Origin of the sequence: Hoeflea sp., assembly GCF_039975035.1 — a bacterium.
Lineage (GTDB): Bacteria > Pseudomonadota > Alphaproteobacteria > Rhizobiales > Rhizobiaceae > Hoeflea.
In genome coordinates, this window is record NZ_JBDWHW010000264.1 from 18,841 (window position 1) to 42,664 (window position 23,824).

Consider the following 23,824-nt stretch of genomic DNA (forward strand, 5'->3'; position numbering starts at 1 on the left):
CCGGGTCCGTTCACCCATCGCGGCCGAGCGCATTTGCCGCCTTACCTGCCGACGCCGTGCGGGTCCAGTCCAAGCTGGGCATCAAACACGATCCGCTCGACGCCGAGCGCTTCGAGGGCGCCGCCGAAGTCGCCCGGAAACTGTGTCCTGAAGTTGCCGCAGCCGCGCTTGACGCCGCAGCCACAGTAATGTCGTGGCGCGGAAAATCTGTTCAGGCCGCATCCGGAAAATCGGCCGGCAACTCCAAAATCGCTTTGCACTGTCTCTGCCCTGTCAATTTTTCGCATCACCCGGAACACCTTTTTCTCAAATTTTCAAATGGCTTGCGGTAAATTCCGGACTCTTGTTGCAAGCCAGTTGATTCAAAGTCTCAATTCATCGTCACGGCGGCCGAAGTCATTTCCGGCGCAGGCAACGGCACGCTGGGAAATTTCCTGTGCGTGCGGTCACGCGCCGCCAGCCGCAAGCCGTCGGCGACATTGATCCGGCCAACGGACTGGTCGCTGGAAAACTGCATCTTGGCGCCGAACTTGCGCGCCAGCGCCTTCATCGCGTGGTTCTGCGACCCCGTCTCGACGATGATCTCGGAGATCTCGTTTTCCGAAGCCGCCCGCAGAAGCGCCTTCACCAGGATGGTCCCCAGCCCCTTGCGGCGCCAGTCCGACGCCACCGAGAAAGCCGACTCGCCTTCGCCTTGCGAAATCTGTCCACCGGTGTGCAGCTCGGCCACCGCAACCAGGTGGTCGCCGACATAGGCGCCAATGACGATGGCTTCGTTGAGCGAGCGGGCGATGTACTGATCGAGCCACGGATCGGAGACCAGACCGTTGAACCGGTCCCGGAAATCCTCGTAGTGAAGCTCATGAATATGGGCGCAGAAATCCCGGGCATCCGACGGCCCCAAATATTTGAGCGTGACGTCGCTGCCGATAACTAATTGTGGGTCGCGCGGTTTAAACAGAAACCGGAAGAGCATGGTCGACCTCCAAAGGTCATTCCTCCCGAATTCACCTGAACCCTACATAATTGTGCAGCGCAACAAAATCAAGACAAGCTTTTGTGACAATGGAAATAAGCCGTGTTCGTGCCTGCTCTGGCGATATCGTCAGGGCCTCGATCGATCTGCCGCTCACGGGCGCCGCGGCGGTTGTCTTCAAACCGCAGGACTGCCTGCAAAGGCGCGGGCACCCGGCCATGAGCGCGCGTGCTCTTGCCGGCGAGCGGTCAATGCGAACGCGCCCGCAGGTCAGGTGAAACAAACCAGCCCGCTGCCGCGGATGATTTGCAGCCCCCGCTGTGCCCACGCTGCGCGGCCTCAGTCGATGAGGCCAAGCGTCCGCGACAGGCTTTCGGCGAGATCCCGCGCGTAAGTCGAAAACGCCATGATCTCGAAACTGTCATCCCCGGTCCGGGTCAGTTGCACCGGCACATGACCAAACAGGGTCGGCGCGCTTGACCCAGGCTTGAACACGGAAAGTCCCGTGTCCATGCCCGACTGGGTGGCGATAACGTCTTCAGCCCGGGGCCCGGAGAGTGACAACCTGATCCGCGCATCCGACAGATCGCACAGGCTCACCTGAGCTGGTGCGCCAAGCCGTTCGACGAGCGCCGAAAAGCTCTCGCCTGCGGCACCGACCGCCAACGCCTGGCCGGGCTGCACCGCGCGAACAACTCCGTCCCCCGCCTTGGCTGCCTTGCGCACCACGGCAGAACTCGCCACAGGCCCCGAGATCAGACAGACCGGCGCATCGGGCAATTGCGTCAGCGCCACCTGTTCGCAAGCGCTGACCGTCAGACCGGCAAGCAGATCCGGCGAGCCGGCATTAGCTGCAAGCACAGGCTGATCGGCACGAACCGGACGAGCCCCGCTCTTCGAACTCGTATCGATAAACACCGGATCACCGACAATCGCCCGGGTCTCGATGCCGCGCAGCCCATCCCACACCGTCAGAATTTCACCATGCCGGTCGCGCCCGTCCTTGAGCATCGCCAGCGCGATAGTGGATTTGAGATGCGGCGACCAGCAGGCCGAGGTGACATGGCCCTGATCATTGGCCATGGTCGGCGCGGCATCCGGTTCGATAAGATGCCCGCCGGCCAGAATACGGTGCGCCGCATTGACCGGCCTGAGCCCCACCAACTGCTCACGATTCTCACGCTGCAAGCCTTCGCGCGAAAGCATCACCCGGCCGATGAAATCATCCTTCTTGGTGCTGACCATCTTGCCCAGCCCCAGATCGCCCGGCGTGGTGCGCCCGTCGATCTCGGAATGGGTGATAAAGCCCTTCTCGATCCTGAGCACATTCAGCGCTTCCAGCCCGTAAGGCGTAATGCCGAAGGGCACTCCAGCCTGCATGATCGCATCGGCTATCGCCTCGCCGTGGCGCGCCGGCACCGCCAGCTCGAACGCCAGTTCGCCCGAAAACGAAATCCGGAACAGCCGCGCCTCAAGCCCCGAATAGAGCCGCACTTCGCGCGCCGCCAGAAACGGCATCGCCGCTTCGCTCAGATCCGCATCGACGATCCGCTTGAGCACATCGCGCGAAGCCGGCCCTGCAACGGTGATCTGCGCCCACTGGTCGGTGACCGAGGCCAGCCGCACATCGAGTTCCGGCCACAGCGCCTGGGCACAGAATTCCAGATGCGCCATCGCCTCGCCGGCCGCAGCTGTCGTGGTGGTGATCAGATAATGGCTTTCCCCCATCCGGCTCACCGTGCCGTCATCCATCAAAAGCCCGTCTTCGCGCAGCATCAGGCCGTAGCGCGCCTTGCCGATCGCCAATGTCGACATCTTGCCGGTGTAGATCAGATCGAGGAATTTGGCCGCATCCTTGCCCGACAGATCGATCTTGCCCAGCGTCGAGGCATCGGAAATGCCAACGCTCGCGCGCACGGCAAGCGTCTCGCGGTCACAGGCCTCTTTCCAGCTCACTTCGCCGTCCCGCGGAAAATGCGATGCCCGCATCCAGGCCCCGGCCTCGATAAACACCGCACCGTGTTTTTCGGCCCAGCCATTGAGCGGCGAGCGCCGCACCGGGCGGTAATGGCTGCCGCGATGTTCGCCCGCCAGCGCGCCGATGCTGACCGGCGTGTAGAACGGCCGGAATGTGGTGGTGCCTACCTGGTCCGGGCTCACGCCACGGTTTTCCGCCAGGATGCCGATGGCGTTGACATTGGACAGCTTGCCCTGATCGGTGGCCATGCCGGTCGTGGTGTAGCGCTTGGCCAGCTCGACATGGCCATAGCCCTCGCGCACCGCCAGCCCCAGATCCGACACGGTGACATCGTTCTGAAAATCGACGAATGCCTTGCCGCGCGCTTCGGCGACATGCCACAGCGTTTTAAACCCGCTCGATCCGCCACAGGCCTCCCGCACATCGGGCACATCGGCCTTGCGCGGTTTGAAACCAAGCTCGCCTGCGGCACGAGCCCCGGCTTCGGCGCCACTGTTGAGGCACCCTGCCAGATCGAGAACACCCGCGGCACTGCCCGCAGAACTCAATCCGTCGCGTTCAGCCGGCGGCAGGAACATGCCTGTGCCTGCGTCCCACACCGGCCTGTCGCCACGATGGCAGGCAAGACCCACCACCGGGTTCCAGCCGCCCGACATCGCCAGCGCGTTGGCCTTGATCCTCTGCCGCTTGCCCGAGACCCGGTCGATCACCTCAATACCCGACACCGCCCTGCCACCCAGCGCGTCGGCCACAACATGGCCCGAAAGCACCCGAGCGCCGTCTGATGCCGCAAGCTCCGCAGCCGGCACATCACTGCGCCCATCGACAAGCGTCACCGCAAGCCCGCGGGCAAAAAGATCGCGCGCCGTTTCGTGGCCCGACCCACCGGTGGCAAATACCGCCACATGGTCCCCCGGCCGGATCGCCTGAGCATTGACCAGCCCGCGCATCGCCGACGCCGTCATCACGCCCGGCCGATCATTGCCGCCAAACACCAGCGGCCGTTCCTCGGCACCCGCCGCCAGCACGGCGCGCTTGGCCACAATCCGCCAGACCCGCTGCGCCGGACCGGAAACCGCGCCATCGCGCCGTTCGACCGCGCCATAGACACCGCTGTCATAGGCGCCGAACACCGTGGTGTTGGAAAGCAGCCGCACATTCGGGCTCGCCGTCAGTTCCGCGATCACACCCGCGACAAAGCCCGGCCCGTCGGCATCGCCGATCTCGACACGATCCTTCAGCAACCGCCCGCCAAATTCCACATTCTCGTCGCACAGCACCACCCGCGCCCCGGCGCGCGCAGTACTCAGCGCCGCCATCAGGCCGGCCGGTCCGGAGCCGATCACCAGCAAATCGCAATGGGCCCAGCGCTTTTCATAGTCCTGCGCGTCGGCAACGTGGCTGGCGCGGCCCAGCCCGGCGGCGCGGCGGATCAGCGGCTCGTAGAGCTTTTCCCATAAGCTCGCCGGCCACATGAAGGTCTTGTAGTAAAAGCCTGCACCAAGAAACGGCGACAGCGTCTGGTTGACCGCACCGACATCAAAGCCCAGTGACGGCCAGCGGTTCTGGCTTTCGGCCACCAGCCCGTCGCGCAAGCCCACCATCGAGGCGCGCAGATTGGGTTCCCGCGTCGCGCCGTCGCCAAGTGTGACCAGCGCATTCGGCTCCGACGCCCCGCCGCTCAAAAGCCCGCGCGGCCGGTGATATTTGAATGATCTGCCCATCAGGCTGACGCCACCCGCCAGCAATGCCGAGGCCAGCGTGTCGCCGGCAAAGCCTTCAAACCGCTTGCCATCAAAGGAAAAGCCGAACGTGCGCGACCGGTCGATCAGCCCGCCATCGTCAAACCGGGAGAAGCTCATGGTTTCGCCCTCCCCTTGGCGGGTTTCGCCGCTTTGTCTGCTGTCCCGGCCTTGGTGCCCTTGGAAGCCCGCGCCAGCGTAAATTCCGCCGCATCCGTCACTGCGTGCACATCATGGCTAAACGTATCGCGCTCCACCACCAGCCAGCGCCGGCAACCGCCCGAATGCTGCCAGTGCTCTGCCATCACGCCGCGCACATTGTCGCGGATGTGCACATAGTCGTCCCAGGCCGCAAACTCCGCCTCCGGCGCCGGCCGCACCGGCTTGGCATCACCGCGAATGGTGAATTCTTCCTTGGGCCGAACCCCGCAATGGGGACAGGTGATCAGACTGGCCATATCTCCGCCCCCTAGTGCAGGTTTGCCTGGGCGCCATGCCCGGTTTCATCGATCTGGTGCCCGCGCGAAAACCGGTCGAGCCGGAAGGCGCGTGCCAGTTCATGGGTCTCGCCGGTGGCCAGCAAATGCGCAAAACACCAGCCCGAGGCCGGCGTCGCCTTGAAGCCGCCATAGCACCAGCCGGCATTGAGATAGAGATCGTCGACCGGCGTCTTGTCGATAATCGGCGAGCCATCCATCGACATGTCCATCACCCCGCCCCAGGCCCGCAGCACCTTGACGCGAGACACGGCGGGCACCATGGCGCAGGCCGCCTCCATCACGCTTTCCACCGTCGCCAGATTGCCACGCTGGGCGTAGGAATTGTACAGATCCAGGCTGCCGCCGAACACCAGCCCGCCCTTGTCCGACTGCGACATGTAAAACAACGCCGCGCCAAAGGTCACCACCTGGTCGATGAACGGCTTGATCCCTTCGGAAACGAATGCCTGCAGCACCTGGCTTTCGATCGGCAGCCGCATCCCGGCCATCTCGGCCACCCGGCCCGAATTGCCAGCCGCAGCCAGGCCAAGCTTGGTGCAGCCGATAAAGCCGCGCGAGGTTTCCACGCCAACCACCCTGCCGCCCTCGCGGCGGATGCCGGTGACTTCGCAATTCTGGATGAGATCGACGCCGCGGCTGTCGGCCGAGCGCGCATAGCCCCAGGCCACACCGTCGTGCCGCGCCGTGCCGCCGCGCCGCTGCAGCAGCCCGCCATGCACCGGAAACCGCGCATTGTCAAAATCCAGATACGGCACCAGCTCGCGCACTTGCTCGCGCCCCAACAGTTCCGCATCCTCGCCCGCCAGCCGCATCGCATTGCCGCGCCGCGCATAGGCGTCGCGCTGACCGTCGGAGTGATACAGATTGATCACGCCGCGCTGCGACATCATCGCGTTGAAATTCAGCTCCTGCTCGAGCCCTTCCCACAGCTTGAGCGAATGCGCAAAGAACGGCTCGTTGCCCTCAAGCAGGTAATTGGCCCGCACGATCGTGGTGTTGCGCCCGACATTGCCCGAGCCGAGATAGCCCTTCTCGAGCACCGCCACATTGGTGATGCCGTGGTTTTTCGCCAGATAATGCGCGGTTGCCAGCCCATGCCCGCCGCCGCCGACAATGATCACATCATAATGGCTCTTGGGCTCGGGCTCCCGCCACGCCGGCTGCCAGCCCTTGTTGCCCGAAAGCCCCTGCCGCAATATCGATAATGCCGAATATTTCATCGCTGTTCCCACGCCCGGAATTCGCTGCATAGGAATGCCCGAGGGGGTGTGGTGTCAATGGGGCGGGCGGGATGAAGGCGGGGATTGTTATGGGGGATGTGCGACGTATCTGCGTGACAAACCTGCTTAGGCTCGGAAATCCGCTCTAAATGTCTCGGTCGACAATCTTACAAAGTTTTCCAATGGACCCTGCAACTCAAATGCCCTCGGGCTTTTCCGGAAATCGAAAACCCTGAATAATCGGAATCGTTCAGTTTCCCGCTTTGAAAAATCAAACTCATTGCGACTGATAAAAAACGGTGTGGTGTTGCTACCAATTGTTGTTTTGACCTCGATAAACTTCTTTTCCCCACGACCATCAAAACTCAGAATATCGTACCCGGCACCATCACCTTCGATTTTTGACACCCACCGGACGTTTTTCGCGAGATCGTGCCGTTCGATCGCATGCAAGCATCGTTTTTCGTATTCGAGTGCAATTTCCTCACCAGCCTCGCCCAGAAGTCTATTCTTCCGGTCACGTTCAACTGGGTCGAATTTGCGTACAAGTTTCTCCATATATTCAGGGATAGACGTTTTCCCGATCGCCCTTTCAGGGGGCGATTCGACAAATAACCCGGCCAAGTCTTCGAGCCCCTTCGGCTCAGAAACTGTTGCAAGCGCTCTGACTCTATCTTCGTATTCATTGATCGTTTCGGCCAAAAGTTTTTGAAAATTCGCCAGAGGAGCGAGGCCGGTTAGCCAATCCAACCCCATCTCGTTCAGCACTGCCGATATGTTTTGAAACTTGAATTCAATTGACGAAGCGGTACGGCCCGTTTGCTGAGCAAGGTCTCGGTACACGTGAGCTTTTATAAAGGGCTCATTGGCGTTTTGCTTCTCAAGCAGATCAAAATAGTTTGCCACGCAGAGTTGGACCTCTGACCTTGTCCAGTCCGTTCCGCGCAGACCGTCACTCACTTCACACCACCCGTCATTCAGTTATGCTCGCTTATGATCGTTGATCCGCGCATCTTAAACATGTTGACTTCGGAAAACATGGGCCAGCAGATAGATGTCTATCGACCATTCAAAAATGCATCAGTCAATCTGAACATAATTCATTCTTGCAGTTGATGTCATATCAATTTGGAAAACCAACCGCGCTCATGGGCAGTCCTGAACCGGTCGACGAATTCCTCCACGGAACACAGAGGCTCTTGCCCGGATACCGATTCGAAATCAACAAAGGAGTGCAAATAGTGGTCATCCTCGTTCATCGGCTGATCAAGTAAGTGGTCAAGTCCGACTTCATGGGGAACGAAAAAATCGTTGTCGAACAGATATGGCTGCAGTTGCTCTAACGACAACTCTCCATCCACTATCGCTGCACCCCAAAACTTCCAATTCGAAGCATCGCGATACATGTAATGAACTCTTGTTTGGCCCGTATTTTCCATTCCAGACCTCGTTCAGGGAGATTTTATGCAAACCCGAAACCTAAGTGAAATAGTATCATATTACACTCTTTCACCCAATAGTTGCTCTCTCTATCCGCCCTTCCTCGAAGTGCGTTGCAAAGACTAATTGTTCCTCGTCATGCCGGACTTGATCCGGCATCCAGCCGCCGCGTGTCCACGCGGCGAGAGGCTTTTTGAATCACGCAACGATTCTTCCGCGCCGCCGACGCGGCGCTGCTGGACCCCGGATCAAGTCCGGGGTGACGGATTGTGTAGGGGTTCCGCGCAAGCGGCGCGTTTCACCTTTCCATTGGTGAGAGAGGACACAAAATCACGGTCTTGGACCATCCGGGCCAAGTCGTAGATTTTGTTGGTGAGGGGGATCGGGCGTGAAAAAGAAAACGCCCGCAGCCCGGCCCGTTAACAGCGCCACCGGACGCTCTGAAGGTCCCTCATGCCGGCGGCGGAATTTTCCGCGCGCAACGCTGTCGCCTGCACAATCCCATCATTGACCCGCCGGAAGCCAGGTCGTTACATAGGCGTATCTGAATATTTTACCCGGACCCGCATTTTGGGTGCGAGGCAACCGGGACAGTGAGGAGAATACGATGACCCGCATGATTGCTCTCATATCAGCGATGTGGCTGCTGCTTGGACCAGCCACTGCCTTTGCCGCAGACGAAACGAAAGAAGTCAAGATCCGCCCCGACATCGCCAGTGTCGAGGTTGAGACTGCAGACGGCGCGGTGACCATCGAGCGCATTCAGGACACCGAACACGAAATCACCGGCTATTTCGCCCAGACCTCGCGCGCCTGTCCGCCGTTCTGCATCCAGCCGTTCCAGGTTGCCGAAGGCGTCGCCACCATCGGCGAGCTGGAATTGCTCGACATGCTCACTGATCCCGATGCCATGGTCATCGACGCCCGCACGGTCGACTGGCACGCCGAGGAAACCATTCCGGGCTCACTCAACATTCCCTACACCGAAATCGCCGGACGTCTGGATGAACTCGGCTGCGTCGGCAGCAGCGCAACATGGGATTGCAAGGATGCCAAAAGCGTTGCGCTTTATTGCAACGGCCTGTGGTGCGGCCAGTCGCCCACCGCCATCCGCGCCATGCTGCGTGAAGGCTACCCGGCGGAGCGTATTTTCTATTATCGCGGCGGCATGCAGTCCTGGAAGATCCTCGGCCTGACCACGGTCGAAGGCGGGCTGTAAACATTTCGGGCTCAAGTGAAGTTCACTTGAGCCCGAAATCGGCAGTTTCACATTGCAGAAGCGGCCAACCCCTCGGAAAAACGCCTGAATGCCGGTCTGCGCATGGCGCATGGCGCATGGCGCATGACGTGAAATTCGGTCTGCCGCCTTTAGCGGTGCATCCTGCGCCGACCAAGCACGGGCCGCGTGTCCATGCGCGCGCCGCAATGTGATCCGCTTTCAACGCGGCAACCGGCCCTCGAAACGCCTCAAACCGCCGGCGAAACTTCTCGCGCGCGGAGTTCAGTGTGGGTAAAGCTCATCACAGCCCCGGCCCCGGGTCCACCCCGGCATGTGCAACGCGGCACACATCACGCGCCGGGCGGGCATGTGCGGCCCGTCCTCCAAGGAAGACCGGGCCGCCCCGATGCCTGTTCAGGGCTTGATATAGGTGTAGCCCATTTGCTGAAGCCGCGAGAGTTCGGCTACGCCGCTGGGGACGATATCCTCCTTGAACACATCGAACAGATCGTTCTCATAGCTGATATTGCGTCCTTCAAGGGTGTTGTTGCAGACATTGATCTCCACATTCTGACCCTTGAGCCCCAGAACCTGACCCTGCAAGGCCTCGTTCGTCTTGGCATGGGCCAGCAGACCCAGGCCGTTGCCATGCAACACCAGTTTGATGTCAATGTTTTCGGCGCCAACCGCGTTGATGTGGTTTTGAATGTTGATCAGCGCGCCGCGATAGGCCTTGTCGGCGTCGCCGCCATCGTAATTGATGTGATAGACCACCTTCTGCTTGCCGTATCTGTCATTGGCACTGGCATTGCCGAACACGGCCAATGCCAGGGAGATCGTCAGTGTAACAGCGGTGAGTATTCTGGTTGAAAGTCGCATTGTGTCCTCCCGGGAAAGTCTTTGCTGCATGAGGCTGATAATCAGCCTCATGCAGCAAATTGTCGCATGCGGGTCGCCTGAAATTAACTGGAAGGAATGCGGGTTTCAGCCGCCGTCACCCTGGGGAAACCCCTTGGTCATACCCCAGCCGGGTGGCAATCTGCACCAGATGGGCCATGGTTCCGGCTTGGGTTTTCTGCAGCAGATTCGTCCGGTGAAACTCCACCGTTTTCGGGCTGATCCCGAGCACGCCTGCAATGGCGCGTGTCTGCTTGCCGCCGCAAATGAGCTGCAGGATCTCCCGCTCCCGCAGCGTGAGACTTTTCATCTTGTCCTCGTATTGCTGGAACCCGGCGGGCGCGCGAGGATCGATATCGGTTGCCCGGTCCACCGGCAAGGCCGCGCCGCGGCGGGAATAGGCCATCGCGAACGCCAGCGCCGCGAGCACCGCAAATACTGCCAGCGGCACAAGCGAATAGGAAGCGGCAGACACCGGACCCGCAACGGGTGCGGCCAGCCGCGCTTGATACGCGCCGACCAGCTTTCGGGTGCTTTCGTAAGACAGCGGCGCCGACCACAGATCGCGCAACCCGTATTTCGCCGATATTTCAGGGTCCTGGCTTTTCAAAAGCGCGGTCAACACCTGCTCGCACATCCTCTTCTCCACCGAGGGCAACGCGGCGAAGGGCCATTCGGCAAACAGCGGGCTGCTCACCTGATAGGGAAACCCGTCAAACTGCTGCGCATTGAGAACCCGAAAATCATCCAGCTCTATCTTGCCTTCGCCGGCCAGAATTTCCAGAAGACCGCCACGGATGATACCGGCGTCGACCTCCTTGCGCGCAACGGCGGCGATCACCTCGTCATGCGGAAAGCCCAGAAACCGCAGGGAGGCAAGATCGCGAAACGCATCGACGCCCTGCAACTGCATCTGGCTCCAGGCAACCTGAAACCCACCAAAGGCATCGGGGCTGATCGCCGCCAGCCTTGTGCCCTTCAGGTCATTGAGCGACGCAATCGGGCTGTCGCTGGCGACGATGATCGCGGTGCCAAATTGCGACAAATGGGAACCGGAGATGTCCGCCCAGCGCTCCCGCGTGGCAATGACACTCAAATCATGCCGGTCGGCCAGCGCCACGTAATGACCCGGATTGGTAATCAGGAAGTCGAGCCGGCGGGCTTCGATCTCGCCCTGGACCGACGCCAGCGTCACCGGCACCAGTTCGAACCTCCAGCCGTCAATGCTGCCGGTCAAATAATCGGCGAGCGGCCGCCACTCGACCATCGCGGCGGCGTTGCCGCGATAGGCCAGCACGCCGATATGGGCGACCCGCTCGCTTTGGACCGCGTGATTGCCGGCGCCTGTTTGCGCAAGGCTTTCGCCAATGGACAAACAGGCCCACAGCGCCACAAGCGCGCCAATCAACCGCCTGGTCAGATGCAAGATAGTTTCCTCCCGGGAGACATCTTACATATGCAAACCCATGAATACCATTGCCCCGGAAACAAAGCCGGGGAAATCGCAACCCCTCAGAAAAACGCCTGAATGCCGGTCTGCGCCCGGCCCAGAATCAGCGCATGCACATCATGCGTGCCCTCATAGGTGTTGACGGTTTCAAGGTTCTGCGCGTGGCGCATGACGTGATATTCGGCCTGAATGCCGTTGCCGCCGTGCATGTCGCGCGACTGCCGGGCAATATCCAGCGCCTTGCCGCAATTGTTGCGCTTCATGATCGAGATCATCTCCGGCGCAAACCGGCCCTCGTCCATCAGCCGGCCGACGCGCAGCGAGCCCTGCAAGCCAAGCGCGATTTCAGTCTGCATGTCGGCAAGCTTCTTCTGGAACAGCTGCGTGCCGGCCAGCGGCTTGCCGAACTGGTGCCGGTCAAGACCATACTGCCGCGCCCGGTGCCAGCAATCCTCAGCCGCGCCCATCACGCCCCAGGAAATGCCGTAGCGCGCCCGGTTGAGACAACCGAACGGGCCTTTCAGACCCGAGACATTCGGCAGCAGCGCCTCTTCGGAAACCTCGACATTGTCCATGACGATTTCGCCGGTGATCGAAGCGCGAAGCGACAGCTTGCCGCCGATCTTCGGCGCTGACAGGCCCTTCATGCCTTTTTCCAGCACAAAGCCGCGAATCTGGTTGTCGTGCGCTTCGGATTTGGCCCAGACCACGAACACATCGGCGATCGGCGCATTGGAAATCCACATCTTCGAACCATTAAGCACATAGCCGCCGTCAACCTTCTTGGCGCGGGTCTTCATGCCGCCCGGATCGGAACCGGCATCCGGCTCGGTCAGGCCGAAGCAGCCGACCCATTCGCCGCTGGCAAGTTTCGGCAGATATTTTTGCCGCTGCTCTTCGCTGCCGTAAGCCTGGATCGGATACATCACCAGCGAAGACTGCACGCTCATCATCGAGCGGTAGCCCGAATCGATCCGCTCGACCTCGCGCGCCACCAGCCCGTAGGCAACGTATCCGGCTTCCGCCCCGCCATAGATTTCAGGCACGGTGATGCCGAGCAGGCCCGCCTGCCCCATCTCCGAAAAGATGTCACGGTCGGTAACCTCGTTGAGATAGGCGTCCGTGACCCTTGGCATCAGTTTGTCCGCCGCGAACGCTGCCGCCGAATCCGCGATCATCCGTTCTTCATCCGTCAGCTGATCAGCTATCAGGAACGGATCGTCCCACTGGAACATGGATTTGGTCGAAACGGCGGGGGAAACGGACATTGCAAAAACTCCAAATTGAACCAGGGGGCAGCGATCCGCCCCTTTCGGGGGCACATTACAGCCTCGTTGTTCTCTTTAACATGGATATTTCGGGATACTATAGGCTTAAAATGTTTTCCGCCCGTCGGCGCGGTATCGCCTCTTAAGTTCACACCGAGGTCGGCGGCTCCATCACTTCCCACAGCGCGATCAGTTCACGGCCAGAGCCTGCCGCAAGTGGCGCCACCAGCCGTGCCAGCGACAGGCTGTGCCCGCCATGAAACCATGATGTGGTTTCGAAATAATCCGGAATCCCGCTCTCGAGCGTCTCCTGAAAGGCGGCGATCACGCGCTTGACGCTGCGCGGCGGCACCGCTTCCACCACTGGCCTGTCCTTGACCGGCGGACCGAAAGGCCATTTTTGGTGATCCGCCAGATCGCGCCAGTGCAACTCCTGATCCGGCCCTTCAACGCAGATCCGCGCCAGCAGCGGGAAATCCGCACTGAGCTCGGTGACATCGAAAAGCGACGCATCGGGCAGTTTTCCGTCGGCTTTCTCCAACCAGATCTCGTGAAATCTGCGAATGCGCTCAGGTGCATGTCCGGGCAATTCAAAGCTGGAAGGAGGTGGAGAAGCGTTCATGCGAAAAAAACTCATACCAATGCATTTCAAGCAACCAGCATAGCTTTGTTCTCGACAGCGTCGCCACTTCAGCGTTTACTTGTCGCGCCGAACTCTTAACCTCGGACGCCAAATTCATGAGAACGACACAGGCAGACCAGTTCGAAGTTGCCGCCGGCCTGGCCTCCGGCATCAGTCGTTATGCGGCCAGCCAGGGCATCGATGCCGACCCGATTGCCCACGCCTGCGGTCTGGATCCCCAACGCTTCGATGTCTTCGGCGAGCGGGTCAGCCTCAATCGGGTTTGCCGCTACATGGAGGCACTGGCTCTGATCTCCGGCGATGACGTGTTCGGGCTTAAATCCATAGCCGGGTTCGAGAGGGGCGCATCGGGTCCGTTCGGTTACGCCATGATGAATGCCCCCACCCTGCGCGATTGTCTGGTGTTCATGGGGCGCAATCTCAACAAGATAAGCGAGACCAGCATTTGCACGCTGGAGTTCGGGCCGCGCGCGGCGCATTTCGAGTGGACCTATTCTCCGCTGATCCTGCATCGCGATCAATTCGTGGATCTGGGAACCGCACAGACCTTCAATCATCTGCGCGCCATTCTCGGCGACGACATCAGTCAGATACGTGTTGAACTGGAGCGGAAGAAACCGATAAGTACAAATTTACACAAACAGTTACTATCTCCCAACGTGAGTTTCGGCGCGCCGGTCAACTCGCTCATTCTGCCCAAGGAAATTCTTGGCAGAACCAATGACCAGGCAGATCCGCGGTTGTTCGCCATGATGGCGCAGCAGATGGAGGCGATTGCGCTACACCGCACCGACATCCTTGATCCCGTGTCTGCCATTCGGCTTCATGTCGCAGAAAATCTCTCAAGTAGTACACTCACCCTGGCGCTCGAAGCCGAAAGGCTTGGCATGAGTTCCCGCACGCTGCAGCGCCGGCTGACGGAAGCCGGAACCAGCATGCAGGCAATCGTCGATGAATGCCGAAAGGAAATGGCCGGGCGGTTATTGCTCGAAACCGACAACACACTTTCCAGCATAGGTTACAAACTCGGTTTCTCCGCACCCGCCGCCTTCACCCGGTCCGCGATCCGGTGGTTCGGCATGACGCCGAGTGATTTCCGGCAAAAGCACCGCAGCACGACCTGAGCCGCATCCGGTCTGAACCGGCGCACGCTATGCGTTCATTTTCCGTTGACCGATCCAGCCATCAATTTTGGCGCGCCGTGTGAAGGCGGTCGTTCGCAGGACAAGGCATAACCGCTCCAACATATCACACACATTCCGGTGTCGCATCACGGCGGGCTTTTGGCCACGCCGCATTGCCCGGTTTACTGGCATCACGGCAGACTTCCCGCCTTGAAAGGACAGCATGATGGATCTTGGAAACGAACGCGGATCTCTTCCGTTGACCCGAACCGAAATGAGGTGCCTTCGCAAGTGCGCGGAAGGACTGAATGACACGGAAATCGGCGCCGGGCTGGAACTGACAGCCGGCGAAGTTGCCTCGGTGCTCTCTGTGGTGATGTTGAAGCTGCGCGTTCCCAACCGCATGGCCGGCGTGGCCAAGGCCGCAAGGCTTGGCTACCTGGGAACCGAACGCGACTGATTCGAACGAGAAACCGCTGCCCACTTGCCTTAAGGGGGCGGGATTGGGTCCGAGGCGCGGTTTTTCCAGGGTGTCAGCCCGAGCCTGGCGGGGCTCGGGCTGACGTCCACACTCCCGGCGGCCACCTCGCGCCACTAACGCGCGACGCGGTCAAACGGGTTCAGGTGACGCGCGTCAGCCTTTTTATCTTACAGGTCGTTGTCGCCAAACCGCTGCACCTTTTTGCGCAGCATGCCTCAGAGCCAGGTCTCGTAGTCCGACACCAGCAGGTGCCTGGGTCTTTCGTCTTCGATAATGGTCGAAAATCGTCCGATCGGTTCGCGAAAGACATTGTCGGTGAGATCGTCGTTGACGGTCGAAACCTCGCCGATCAGCACATCTCCGCCTTCTCCCCAGAACGCATGCCAGACGCCAGGCATTAAGGTGACGCTCTCACCCGGCTCCAGCTTGAGCAATCCCCCGGCCTCGAATTTACGCACAACGCCATCGGTGTGAACCGAAACCTCCGAGGACAAATCGACGGACCCGTCTTCGGTGGAGGCGAACAGTTCCAGCACCAGCTTGCCGCCGCCGCGATTGATGATGTCCTCGGCCTTGATGTTGTGCCTGTGCATTGGCGACACCTGATCCTTGCGCGAGATCATGATCTTTTCCGCGTAGAGCATGCCCTCGCCCCTTGCCAGATCCGCAGCAGATCCGTTTCGCACGGTAAACAGGAACAGGCCCAGATCCTCGAAATTTCCCTGTCCGTAATCGGTGATGTCCCAGCCCAGCCTGTTGGCGCGGATATTGCCGGCGTCAGTGCTGGTGCGGGCACGCAACTCCTCCGGGCTCCAATAGGCAAAAGGCGGCATGACATATCCGAAGGAGCGGATGAACCGGTCGCTCTCCTCAAGGATTTCGTTGATCTGGCTACGTTCCATATTGTCCTCCACCGCCGGGACCGGCTCTCAAATCGATTATATCAAGACCTAGAACCTTGTCCGGTGCATTGCAATTGCGCCCGGCATACTTTCGGTCTATGCGCACTGGGGAAATTGTTACAAAAGCAACGAACAGGAAGTGATCTCCGGGAATGAGTTCGACCCGCCGGCCACATACGGATATTTCGGAAAACCAGCCCCTGGCACTTGAAGGGTTCCTGCCTTACCGCCTGGCGCGCGCGGCGGAAAATGTCAGCCGGCAGTTCGCCGCGCTCTACCGCCAGCGCCACGGCATGACCCGGCCCGAATGGCGTACACTGGCCACGATAGGACAGTTCAACCGGATAACCGCGACCGAGATCGGCCTGCATTCCTCCATGCACAAGACCAAGGTAAGCCGGGCAATCAGGACACTGGAGGGCCGAGGCTGGATTGCCCGTCAGGTCGACAGGACCGATCGCCGGGTCGAGCATATTGAACTGACGCGCGAAGGCCGGCAATCCTACATGGAGCTTGTCAGCCTCGCCCGCAGCTATGAAGCCAAGCTGGTCGCCACACTCGGAGAGGCCGCTGCAAAGCAGCTCTCCGTCGGCATTAGCGCCATCGAAACCCGGCTCGATCCAGCCGGCTCTGATCCCGACGCCTGACCCTCAGTGGCGAGGCTGGTGATGCGCATCATCCGCCTCAACCCTTGAGCTGGTTTCATTGTGCAGCTTCCACCAGCTCCACCCGAATGTCCGCTATCTGAACACCAGCGCCACCACCGGACGTATCAGCCCAAATACCGATGAAATCCCGTCCCGGTTTTTGCTGACGCTTCGGCACGTCGTATTCAAAACTCCAACTTTTGAGCCCGGCATCAAGTTGGTATTTGTGCCAGCCACTGTTGCCAACAGCCGCGGTTGAATAAGCGACAGCAAACTCCTGTGACATCTGGTCTGAAACAGGCTCGACATCGAGAATTACCCGGATCCTCCGACCGCTGGCCTGATCTTCAACATCTGGTTCCAGTACGACAAATGCCCCGCCGGTCGTGCCGGCGCTTGTCGGGTTCTTCGCTGTCGAATACACGGAAAACGACGTCTCGCCGGGCGCGCGCTCGATGCGATTGTTCTTGCCTGGCCCAATGGTCGTGCCCGTATCGAGTGCAAAAAGTGGTTGTTGCGTGAAAAATGGAAACAACCCCGCGCTCAAACCAATGGTCACCAGGATAATCGCGGCAAACGCGATGACGGCCATGATACCGCGCATCCCGCGCAATTGCGTGGGTATCGCCGGTTTGGCCGGATCGTTAGCGCCGGACGGGCGCGATGTGTTCCCAGTGAGATCGGCAGGGGCAGGTTGCGGGATATCATGGCTTGATAGCTGTTTGCGCGCATCAGCAAGCACATGATCAAGTCTGATCTGAAAGTCGCGACGAACACCGTCATCGACCTCCCGTTCGTCAAGCCAACGGTTGATTTTCGAGACTGCCTTTTGCAATCCGGCTTCCATCCCCTCAGGGTGAGCCCGTGCAACGGCAACAATTTTTTCCAGCAACGGTGATTCACGCATTTCCTTGGATATACCCGTTTCATTGCAACTCTACCAGAGCAACGTCCACAAACGCACAGTCGGTCGTTGGACTGACTGAAGGGGAGTTTTCTACTTTTCTTTTACTAATGATTTGGCAAGGCGCGAAGATGACGGGGAGCCTGAGCCTTGACCTGCGTCAGCCGCAGCCAGGTGAGGGGAAGTTGCGCGTGATTATCCACCCCATGGTCCATGATGCGCGCCATTCCCATCAATCCGCTCGAAGCCGTGCGCACCGAAGAAATCGCGTTGCGCCTGAATGAGGTTGGCCGTGCCGCGCGCGCGGCGGTAGGTGTCGAAATAGCCGAGCGCACTGCCAAGCGCCGGAATCGGCATTCCGTTCAGAGCCGCTTCTGCTACGATTCTGCGCAGGCTCGCGTCGGTTTGCTCGATCATGGTTGAAAACGCCGGCGTCAGCGTCAGGTTTGGCACCTCGGGATCCTTGGCGAAAGCAGTGGCGATCTCGCCCAGAAACCGCGACCTGATGATGCATCCGGCCCGCCAGATCCGCGCAATTGTCTGCATCGGCAGGTTCCAGCCAAACTCTTCGGACGCCGCCGCCATGACCGCGAAGCCCTGCGCATAGGCGGCGATCTTGCCGGCAAGCAAGGCGTTCTCGAGGTCATTGACAGCCTCCTGTCCATCGCGGCGCTCCTGTTGCCGCGGCAGTCCGAAGCGCTTTTCGGCCCGCGATCTCTGGTCGCGCATCGCCGAAAGACTGCGTGCCGCCACCGCCGCCTCGATTGCCGTTGCGGGCACGCCCATCATCTGGCTTTCGATCACCGACCAGCGGCCGGTGCCCTTCTGGCCGGCGGCATCGACAATGATATCGACAATCGGAAGGCCCGTCGCCGCATCGTGGACCCGGAGAACCTCGGCGGTGATATCGATCAGGTAGGAATCGAGCGGCCCTGTCGACCAGGCTGAAAACACCGCAGCCATTGACGGCGCATCCATCATCAGGTGATCGCGCATGACGCCATAGACTTCGGCGATCATCTGCATGTCGGCATATTCAATGCCGTTGTGGATGGTCTTGACGAAGTGGCCTGCGCCATTCTCGCCGAGCCATGCGGCGCAAGGCTCGCCCTGGTATTTCGCCGAAATCGCGGTCAGCACCGGCTCGACGCGCCGCCATGCTTCCTCTGCGCCGCCGACCATGATCGACGGTCCGTGCCGCGCGCCTTCCTCTCCGCCCGAAACCCCCATTCCGATGAAGGTCAGTCCCGACCCTTCCAGATCGGAAAAGCGGCGCATCGTGTCGCGAAAATTGGCATTGCCCGCATCGATAATGATGTCATTGGCTTGCATCAAAGGTTTCAGCGCGGCGATTTGCTGGTCCACCGGCTCTCCGGCCTTGACCATGATGATCACCGGACGCGGCGGTCTGATGGCGGCAACGAATTGCTCCAGCGTCGCGCAGGCCGTAACCCGGTCGGACAACTCGCCGGCGGAGGCGGCAAATGCCTCGGTCCGCGAAACCGTCCGGTTGTAGACCGCGACATGATAGCCATTGTCGGCGATGTTGAGCGCAAGATTGGCCCCCATGACACCCAGTCCGATAACGCCGATTTCCGCTTCAGCCATGCAAGTTACCCCTTCAGCACATTCACAGAATGACGTTGTGACCGATGCGGCGCCGGGCGGCAAGCCTCAAGCCAGGCCGCACGAGGGAGAACCAAAGATTGCGCTGCGTGAATTCGATCAAACGATGCCGCTGAAGCGACACTTGCCCCCGGCCTTTTCCGGCAGAAGTGGGCGAAGCCGTGGGTTGGATGAGCTGTCGGCCCGGATCAGTCCGGTTTCGGCTGATCATCGCCATCATCGAGAATCCGCCAGGCCGCCCCTTCGAGATCGTCGTATTGTCCGCTTTTCATGGACCACAGGAATGCCCCCAGACCCAGCGCGCCGAGAAAAAGCGCAATCGGAATCAGGATAATCAGGTTGTTCATGCCGAGGCCCCGAGACCGTGACCGGTCGTGGCGTGGGATGTCCGGCCGGGCGCGGTCTGGGCGAATTGCTCGACCCTGGTCTTGCGCCTCAGCCTCAGCGAATTGAGCACCACCAGAACCGAGGACGACGACATCGCAAGCGCCGCGATCAGCGGTGTTGCATGGCCCAGAACCGCGGCCGGCACAGCCACGCAATTGTAAAGCACTGCAAGCGCGAAGTTCTGCCTGATCAGGCTGCCGGCCTTGCGCGACACTTCAATCGCCAGCGGAACCGCCTCGAGCGAATCATGCAGGAACACGAAATCCGCCGCCATGCGCCCGACATCGGCAGCACTTGCCGGCGCCATCGAAACTTGCGCCGCCGACAAGGCCGGGGCGTCATTCAGCCCGTCACCGACCATCAGCGGCTTGCCGCCTGCCTGCGCCAGCGCCTTGATGCGATCCACCTTGCCGCGAGGCCGGACGCCGGCGACATAGTCTGTCACGCCAAGTTCGGCGGCCAGCGCCTTGACCGGTGCTTCGCGGTCGCCCGACAGGATCTCGGCACTGACGCCAAGCGCCGACAACCGCGCCACCGCCTGCGCGGCGCCGCGGCGCAATTGATCGGAAAACAGGAAAATCTCCAGGAACAAGCCGTCTTTCGACAGAACGACCTGACTGGCCTCAGCGGTCCGGGCAGTCCCCTCGTCGCGTTCATCGAGCGCGAACACGGCGCGCCCGAGCCGGTAGACATCGCCCTGCGGCGAGATCGCCTCCACTCCCTCGCCCGGCGTTTCGACGATATCGTAATCCGGCAGCGCATCGCCGGCGACATCGAAACCTGCCAGCGTCTGGCTCAACGGATGCCTGGATGCCCGGGCGATCCGCGCCGCGATTGCCAGATGTTCCGGCGCCACCGAGGCGGAATTGATCAGCTGCGGCTTGCCTCGCGTCAGGGTGCCGGTCTTGTCGAACACCACATGATCGCTCTGGGCTAGCCGTTCCATGGCGGAGCCGTCCTTGACCATGATGCCATTTTCAAACAGGCGCCCGGCCGCGATCACCTGCACCACCGGAACAGCCAATCCCAGCGCACACGGACAGGTGATGATCAGCACCGCAACCGAGGTCAGCATTGCCATGCGCCAGTCGCCGGAAACCATCATCCAGCCGATGAAAGTGCCAAGCGCCAGCAGATGCACCGCCGGCGCATAGATCGCCGAAGCGCGGTCGGCCAGACGCCGGTAGCCTGCCCTGCCGCTTTCCGCCGCCTCCATCATCGAGACCATTTCGGCCAGGAACGAATTGCTGGCGCTGCGGGTGGCTTCCAGCACCAGCGGGCCGGTCAGATTGAGCGTTCCGGCCGGCGTCAGCGAGCCTGCTTCAACCAGGTGTGGCGCGCTCTCGCCATTGACCACGGCAAAATCCATGTCCGAACGGCCCGACACAATCCGCCCGTCGACGGGGATGCGGTCGCCCGGTGCTATCGCCAGCCGCATGCCGGGTTCGATTTCGTCGAGCGCCAGATATTCGCGAGTGCCGTCATCGCGGATGACCATTGCCCCTCTGGGCGACAACCGCACCAGATTGCGCACGGCTGAGCGGGCTTTTTCCCGCATCATGTGGTCAAGCGTGCGGCCTGCAAGAAGGAAGAACAGCAATGTCACCGACGCGTCGAAATAGGCGTGTTCGCCATGGGTGATCGTCTCGTAGAGCGAGATCGCATAGGCCAGGCTCACCCCCAGCGATATCGGCACATCCATGTTGGCGCGGCCATGCCGGAGCGCGCCCCAGGCCGAACGGAAGAACACCCGTCCCGAATAAGCCAGTGCCGGCGCCGCGATCAGCGCCGAGATCCAGTGAAACAGATCCCGTGTCGCAGCCTCCGCCCCCGACCAGACCGAGACCGAAAGCAGCATCACATTCATCGAGGCGAACCCCGCCACCGCGAGCGCCTTGAGCAGTTCACGCAATGCCGGGTCGCTGCTCTCGTCAGCGCCACCGGGCAAATGCGCCGGATATCCCAGCGACTTCAGCTTCTCGCCGAGCGCGGTCAGCACCGCCTCGGGATGATCAGCCCCGTCCCTGCCTGCATCCCTGTCCTTGAAAACCACCGACACACGGCGGGTGGAGAGATTGACGCGCGCGTGATCAATGCCGCGGGTCCTGGGAAGCTCCTTCTCCAGCAGCGCGATGCAGGCGCCGCAATGAACGCCGGGAACGATCAGATCGACCTGCCGCAAGCCGTCACCGAGCGGGCGGCTCGACAGCCACATTTCCTCGGCAGACGGTGCTTCCGATTTCAGCGCCTCAAGTTCCGCAGCGCTTTCCGTACCCGCCGCGCAACAGCTCACGGTCTCATGCTCCCGTCGGCCTTGACGTGGAACCTGCGTCCGCGCTTGTACAGCGTCTGGCCGTCCCTGGTCGCCGTCACCGTGGCGATCCATTCGCCTTCCGCAAGTTCGCCAGCGCCCCGGTAGACCCCGTCGCTCCCGCGCAGCAGAACCATCTCGCGGTCCTGATGCTCGCCCACCGGGCGGCGCAATTGTGCGACCATGCTGTCGGCCAGCGCCGGATTTCCATCGGCATCGATGAAATCGATCGCAAGCCCGTCGACATTCGGCGTCAGCTTGATCTGATACCCCAGCGCGGCGATGGCCCGGGATTCAGCCGCCTTGGTGTTGAATTCCTGGCTGGCCACGTAAGTATTGGGCACAACCAGACCGCTCCAGGTGGTGATCGCGAACCGCGCCATCACCAGATTGACCGTAATGATCACGCCGAAGAACGCCACCATAGTCGCCAGCATGTGCTTGCCGGTAAATTCCTTGGGCTGGAATATCGCACGGATCATTTGCATCACTTCGTCTCTGGCACATGGAAGCTGGCGGTATAGCTGTCCCGTTCGAAGCTGGACCTGTCTTCAGCAACGATCCGGAACGTGGCGGTCCCGGACGCCAGGAATTCTTTCGGTTGGCTCACATTGACCCTGAGTTCACGCAGCCGGTCGGGTTCGACCGGAATCGCGAAGGAAACGCCGGCGGGCTGATCGATGCCGGGGATCTTCATAGTAGCACCCGGCAGGCCTTCGATCGACAGAAAGATCACCCGCGGTTCCGGAATCATGTTGAGTATCTTGACCGAGTAGCCATTGCGGATGTCGCCGTTGGATTCGAGCACGAATTGCGGGTTGCGGTCATGCAGCACATTGACCTCAAGCCGGTCACGCGACAACAGCGCAACCACAAGCCCGATGCCGACCGCGGACCACACGCCCATATACAGCAACGACCGCGCGCGGAAAATGATACGCCAGTTGAAATGCTTGACCTGATCGATAAAACCGCCGTTGGCAGTGCGCACCCGGCGAGGATCAAGGGCGCCGGTTTCGGGAACGGTGGCCAGCGCCATGTTGTCGGCATAATCGGCCAACGTCGCATAGGAAATCAGCCCGCGTGGCCGGTCCAGCTTGTCCATGACGCTGTCACAGGCATCAATGCACAATGCGCAGGTGATGCACTCCAGCTGCTGGCCATCCCTGATGTCGATGCCCATCGGGCAGACGGCGACGCAGGCATTGCAATCCACGCAATCGCCCTGGACCAGCCCTTGTGCCGCGGCCTTCTTGGCGTGACGGCCACGCGGCTCACCGCGCCAGTCATTGTAGGTCACCACCAGCGAGCTTTCATCGAGCATCGCAGCCTGGATGCGCGGCCAGGGGCACATGTAGATGCACACCTGTTCGCGCATGATCCCGCCGAAGGTATAGGTCGTCGCCGTCAGCACAGCCACGGTGATATAGGCCACCGGCGCGGCATTGCCGGTGACGAAATCCATCAGCAGGGTCGGCGCGTCGGCAAAATAGAAGATCCAGGCGCCACCGGTTGCGACCCCGATCAGGATCCAGATTGCATGCTTGAGCAACCGCTTGGATATTTTCGACACCCCCCACGGCGCCTCTTCAAGCTTCATGCGCTTGTTGCGGTCGCCTTCGATGGCGCGCTCGACAACCAGGAACAGGTCAACCCAGACCGTCTGCGGACAGGTGTATCCGCACCAGGCCCGCCCAACCGCGGAGGTGATCAGGAACAGGCCGAAGCCGGCCATCACCAGAAGACCGGCGACGAAGAAAAACTCCTGCGGCCAGATCTCGATGAAAAACAGATAGAAACGCCGGTTTGCAACATCCAGCAGCACCGCCTGGTCCGGGGCGAACGGACCCCGGTCCCAGCGCAGCCAGGGCGTGATGTAGTAGATCCCCAGCGTTACCAGCATCACCAGCCACTTGAAGCGCCGGTAGCTCCCCTCCGCGCGCTTGGGGAATATCTTCTTGCGCGCTTCATAAAGCGGCTTGCGCTTCCAGGCGGCATTCACCGCCTCGGCCTCGATGTGTTCGATCTGGTCGAGTTCTTCTGCGACGTCAGGGGACGTTTGCGTGTTCATATTTCAGGCACCGTTGATTTGGACCGCACAATGCTCCC

At 60.8% G+C, this 23,824-nt stretch carries 22 protein-coding genes and 1 pseudogene; 4 read left to right on the forward strand and 19 right to left on the reverse strand.

Annotated features, from left to right (window positions below):
* Positions 1-41: 41 nt before the first annotated feature.
* From ABJN75_RS23730 to ABJN75_RS23765, 8 genes and pseudogenes are all read right to left on the reverse strand, one after another.
* Positions 42-287: a hypothetical protein gene (locus ABJN75_RS23730; protein WP_348442154.1), complete on the reverse strand. Its 246-nt coding sequence runs from the start codon at positions 285-287 to the stop codon at positions 42-44.
* Between the two features lie 83 nt (positions 288-370).
* A complete protein-coding gene (locus ABJN75_RS23735) occupies positions 371-976 on the reverse strand; it encodes a GNAT family N-acetyltransferase (protein ID WP_348442155.1) in 606 nt (201 codons plus the stop codon).
* A gap of 339 nt (positions 977-1,315) precedes the next feature.
* Positions 1,316-1,894: a hypothetical protein gene (locus tag ABJN75_RS23740; RefSeq protein WP_348442174.1), complete on the reverse strand. Its 579-nt coding sequence runs from the start codon at positions 1,892-1,894 to the stop codon at positions 1,316-1,318.
* Positions 1,871-4,816, reverse strand: a pseudogene (locus tag ABJN75_RS23745) (sarcosine oxidase subunit alpha family protein); the annotation flags it as partial. The gene ABJN75_RS23740 and the pseudogene ABJN75_RS23745, both read right to left, overlap by 24 nt.
* Positions 4,813-5,154, reverse strand: a complete 342-nt coding sequence (locus tag ABJN75_RS23750) for a sarcosine oxidase subunit delta (RefSeq protein ID WP_348442156.1) — start codon at positions 5,152-5,154, stop codon at positions 4,813-4,815. The gene ABJN75_RS23750 and the pseudogene ABJN75_RS23745, both read right to left, overlap by 4 nt.
* Before the next feature lie 11 nt (positions 5,155-5,165).
* Entirely contained in the window at positions 5,166-6,416 is a 1,251-nt protein-coding gene (locus tag ABJN75_RS23755) for a sarcosine oxidase subunit beta family protein (protein WP_348442175.1), read from the reverse strand.
* Positions 6,417-6,542: 126 nt separating this feature from the next.
* Positions 6,543-7,376, reverse strand: coding sequence for a DUF3883 domain-containing protein (locus tag ABJN75_RS23760; RefSeq protein ID WP_348442157.1), 834 nt, complete (start codon positions 7,374-7,376; stop codon positions 6,543-6,545).
* A gap of 158 nt (positions 7,377-7,534) precedes the next feature.
* Positions 7,535-7,855 carry a hypothetical protein gene (locus ABJN75_RS23765; RefSeq protein ID WP_348442158.1) on the reverse strand — a complete coding sequence of 107 codons (321 nt, stop codon included), beginning with the start codon at positions 7,853-7,855 and terminating at the stop codon, positions 7,535-7,537.
* 608 nt (positions 7,856-8,463) lie between these two features.
* On the opposite strand from ABJN75_RS23765, the gene ABJN75_RS23770 reads away from it, so the two are divergent.
* Positions 8,464-9,075 (forward strand): rhodanese-like domain-containing protein, encoded by a 612-nt coding sequence (locus tag ABJN75_RS23770; protein ID WP_348442159.1) that lies wholly within the window; start codon positions 8,464-8,466, stop codon positions 9,073-9,075.
* 414 nt (positions 9,076-9,489) lie between these two features.
* Here the strand turns inward: ABJN75_RS23770 and ABJN75_RS23775 are convergent, their stop codons facing one another.
* From ABJN75_RS23775 to ABJN75_RS23790, 4 genes are all read right to left on the reverse strand, one after another.
* Complete coding sequence (locus ABJN75_RS23775) at positions 9,490-9,954, reverse strand: DsrE family protein (RefSeq protein ID WP_348442160.1); 465 nt, start codon at positions 9,952-9,954, stop codon at positions 9,490-9,492.
* Between the two features lie 115 nt (positions 9,955-10,069).
* Positions 10,070-11,398, reverse strand: coding sequence for a PhnD/SsuA/transferrin family substrate-binding protein (locus tag ABJN75_RS23780; protein WP_348442161.1), 1,329 nt, complete (start codon positions 11,396-11,398; stop codon positions 10,070-10,072).
* A gap of 86 nt (positions 11,399-11,484) precedes the next feature.
* Complete coding sequence (locus ABJN75_RS23785) at positions 11,485-12,690, reverse strand: acyl-CoA dehydrogenase (RefSeq protein ID WP_348442162.1); 1,206 nt, start codon at positions 12,688-12,690, stop codon at positions 11,485-11,487.
* 148 nt (positions 12,691-12,838) lie between these two features.
* Entirely contained in the window at positions 12,839-13,312 is a 474-nt protein-coding gene (locus ABJN75_RS23790; RefSeq protein WP_348442163.1) for a hypothetical protein, read from the reverse strand.
* A 116-nt stretch (positions 13,313-13,428) separates the two neighbouring features.
* Between ABJN75_RS23790 and ABJN75_RS23795 the strand changes: the two genes are divergently transcribed.
* Positions 13,429-14,457: an AraC family transcriptional regulator ligand-binding domain-containing protein gene (locus tag ABJN75_RS23795; protein ID WP_348442164.1), complete on the forward strand. Its 1,029-nt coding sequence runs from the start codon at positions 13,429-13,431 to the stop codon at positions 14,455-14,457.
* A 223-nt stretch (positions 14,458-14,680) separates the two neighbouring features.
* On the forward strand, positions 14,681-14,917 hold the full coding sequence (locus ABJN75_RS23800) for a LuxR C-terminal-related transcriptional regulator (protein ID WP_348442165.1): 237 nt from the start codon (positions 14,681-14,683) through the stop codon (positions 14,915-14,917).
* Between the two features lie 236 nt (positions 14,918-15,153).
* Here ABJN75_RS23800 and ABJN75_RS23805 read toward each other — a convergent pair whose 3' ends face one another.
* Positions 15,154-15,840, reverse strand: coding sequence for a D-lyxose/D-mannose family sugar isomerase (locus tag ABJN75_RS23805; protein WP_348442166.1), 687 nt, complete (start codon positions 15,838-15,840; stop codon positions 15,154-15,156).
* A 152-nt stretch (positions 15,841-15,992) separates the two neighbouring features.
* On the opposite strand from ABJN75_RS23805, the gene ABJN75_RS23810 reads away from it, so the two are divergent.
* Positions 15,993-16,487: a MarR family transcriptional regulator gene (locus ABJN75_RS23810; RefSeq protein WP_348442167.1), complete on the forward strand. Its 495-nt coding sequence runs from the start codon at positions 15,993-15,995 to the stop codon at positions 16,485-16,487.
* A 55-nt stretch (positions 16,488-16,542) separates the two neighbouring features.
* Here ABJN75_RS23810 and ABJN75_RS23815 read toward each other — a convergent pair whose 3' ends face one another.
* From ABJN75_RS23815 to ccoG, 6 genes are all read right to left on the reverse strand, one after another.
* Positions 16,543-17,394: a hypothetical protein gene (locus tag ABJN75_RS23815; RefSeq protein ID WP_348442168.1), complete on the reverse strand. Its 852-nt coding sequence runs from the start codon at positions 17,392-17,394 to the stop codon at positions 16,543-16,545.
* A 192-nt stretch (positions 17,395-17,586) separates the two neighbouring features.
* Positions 17,587-18,999, reverse strand: coding sequence for an NADP-dependent phosphogluconate dehydrogenase (gene gndA / locus ABJN75_RS23820; protein WP_348442169.1), 1,413 nt, complete (start codon positions 18,997-18,999; stop codon positions 17,587-17,589).
* Positions 19,000-19,205: 206 nt separating this feature from the next.
* Positions 19,206-19,364, reverse strand: coding sequence for a cbb3-type cytochrome oxidase assembly protein CcoS (gene ccoS / locus ABJN75_RS23825; RefSeq protein ID WP_348442170.1), 159 nt, complete (start codon positions 19,362-19,364; stop codon positions 19,206-19,208).
* Positions 19,361-21,697 (reverse strand): cation-translocating P-type ATPase, encoded by a 2,337-nt coding sequence (locus ABJN75_RS23830; protein WP_348442171.1) that lies wholly within the window; start codon positions 21,695-21,697, stop codon positions 19,361-19,363. Before ABJN75_RS23830 ends, ccoS begins: the two co-directional genes overlap by 4 nt.
* Positions 21,694-22,203, reverse strand: a complete 510-nt coding sequence (locus ABJN75_RS23835) for a FixH family protein (RefSeq protein ID WP_348442172.1) — start codon at positions 22,201-22,203, stop codon at positions 21,694-21,696. Before ABJN75_RS23835 ends, ABJN75_RS23830 begins: the two co-directional genes overlap by 4 nt.
* Positions 22,203-23,786 carry a cytochrome c oxidase accessory protein CcoG gene (gene ccoG, locus ABJN75_RS23840; protein ID WP_348442173.1) on the reverse strand — a complete coding sequence of 528 codons (1,584 nt, stop codon included), beginning with the start codon at positions 23,784-23,786 and terminating at the stop codon, positions 22,203-22,205. The genes ABJN75_RS23835 and ccoG overlap by 1 nt, the downstream gene beginning before the upstream one ends.
* Positions 23,787-23,824: the final 38 nt, after the last annotated feature.

What these genes read in the sequence shown, in the direction of transcription:
- ABJN75_RS23730 (WP_348442154.1), bottom strand. Translation starts at nt 287, where the DNA reads ATGCGAAAAATTGACAGGGCAGAGACAGTGCAAAGCGATTTTGGAGTT.
- ABJN75_RS23735 (WP_348442155.1), bottom strand. Translation starts at nt 976, where the DNA reads ATGCTCTTCCGGTTTCTGTTTAAACCGCGCGACCCACAATTAGTTATC.
- ABJN75_RS23750 (WP_348442156.1), bottom strand. Translation starts at nt 5,154, where the DNA reads ATGGCCAGTCTGATCACCTGTCCCCATTGCGGGGTTCGGCCCAAGGAA.
- ABJN75_RS23755 (WP_348442175.1), bottom strand. Translation starts at nt 6,416, where the DNA reads ATGAAATATTCGGCATTATCGATATTGCGGCAGGGGCTTTCGGGCAAC.
- ABJN75_RS23765 (WP_348442158.1), bottom strand. Translation starts at nt 7,855, where the DNA reads ATGGAAAATACGGGCCAAACAAGAGTTCATTACATGTATCGCGATGCT.
- ABJN75_RS23770 (WP_348442159.1), top strand. Translation starts at nt 8,464, where the DNA reads ATGACCCGCATGATTGCTCTCATATCAGCGATGTGGCTGCTGCTTGGA.
- ABJN75_RS23775 (WP_348442160.1), bottom strand. Translation starts at nt 9,954, where the DNA reads ATGCGACTTTCAACCAGAATACTCACCGCTGTTACACTGACGATCTCC.
- ABJN75_RS23785 (WP_348442162.1), bottom strand. Translation starts at nt 12,690, where the DNA reads ATGTCCGTTTCCCCCGCCGTTTCGACCAAATCCATGTTCCAGTGGGAC.
- ABJN75_RS23790 (WP_348442163.1), bottom strand. Translation starts at nt 13,312, where the DNA reads ATGAACGCTTCTCCACCTCCTTCCAGCTTTGAATTGCCCGGACATGCA.
- ABJN75_RS23795 (WP_348442164.1), top strand. Translation starts at nt 13,429, where the DNA reads ATGAGAACGACACAGGCAGACCAGTTCGAAGTTGCCGCCGGCCTGGCC.
- ABJN75_RS23800 (WP_348442165.1), top strand. Translation starts at nt 14,681, where the DNA reads ATGATGGATCTTGGAAACGAACGCGGATCTCTTCCGTTGACCCGAACC.
- ABJN75_RS23805 (WP_348442166.1), bottom strand. Translation starts at nt 15,840, where the DNA reads ATGGAACGTAGCCAGATCAACGAAATCCTTGAGGAGAGCGACCGGTTC.
- ABJN75_RS23810 (WP_348442167.1), top strand. Translation starts at nt 15,993, where the DNA reads ATGAGTTCGACCCGCCGGCCACATACGGATATTTCGGAAAACCAGCCC.
- ABJN75_RS23815 (WP_348442168.1), bottom strand. Translation starts at nt 17,394, where the DNA reads ATGCGTGAATCACCGTTGCTGGAAAAAATTGTTGCCGTTGCACGGGCT.
- gndA (WP_348442169.1), bottom strand. Translation starts at nt 18,999, where the DNA reads ATGGCTGAAGCGGAAATCGGCGTTATCGGACTGGGTGTCATGGGGGCC.
- ccoS (WP_348442170.1), bottom strand. Translation starts at nt 19,364, where the DNA reads ATGAACAACCTGATTATCCTGATTCCGATTGCGCTTTTTCTCGGCGCG.
- ABJN75_RS23835 (WP_348442172.1), bottom strand. Translation starts at nt 22,203, where the DNA reads ATGCAAATGATCCGTGCGATATTCCAGCCCAAGGAATTTACCGGCAAG.
- ccoG (WP_348442173.1), bottom strand. Translation starts at nt 23,786, where the DNA reads ATGAACACGCAAACGTCCCCTGACGTCGCAGAAGAACTCGACCAGATC.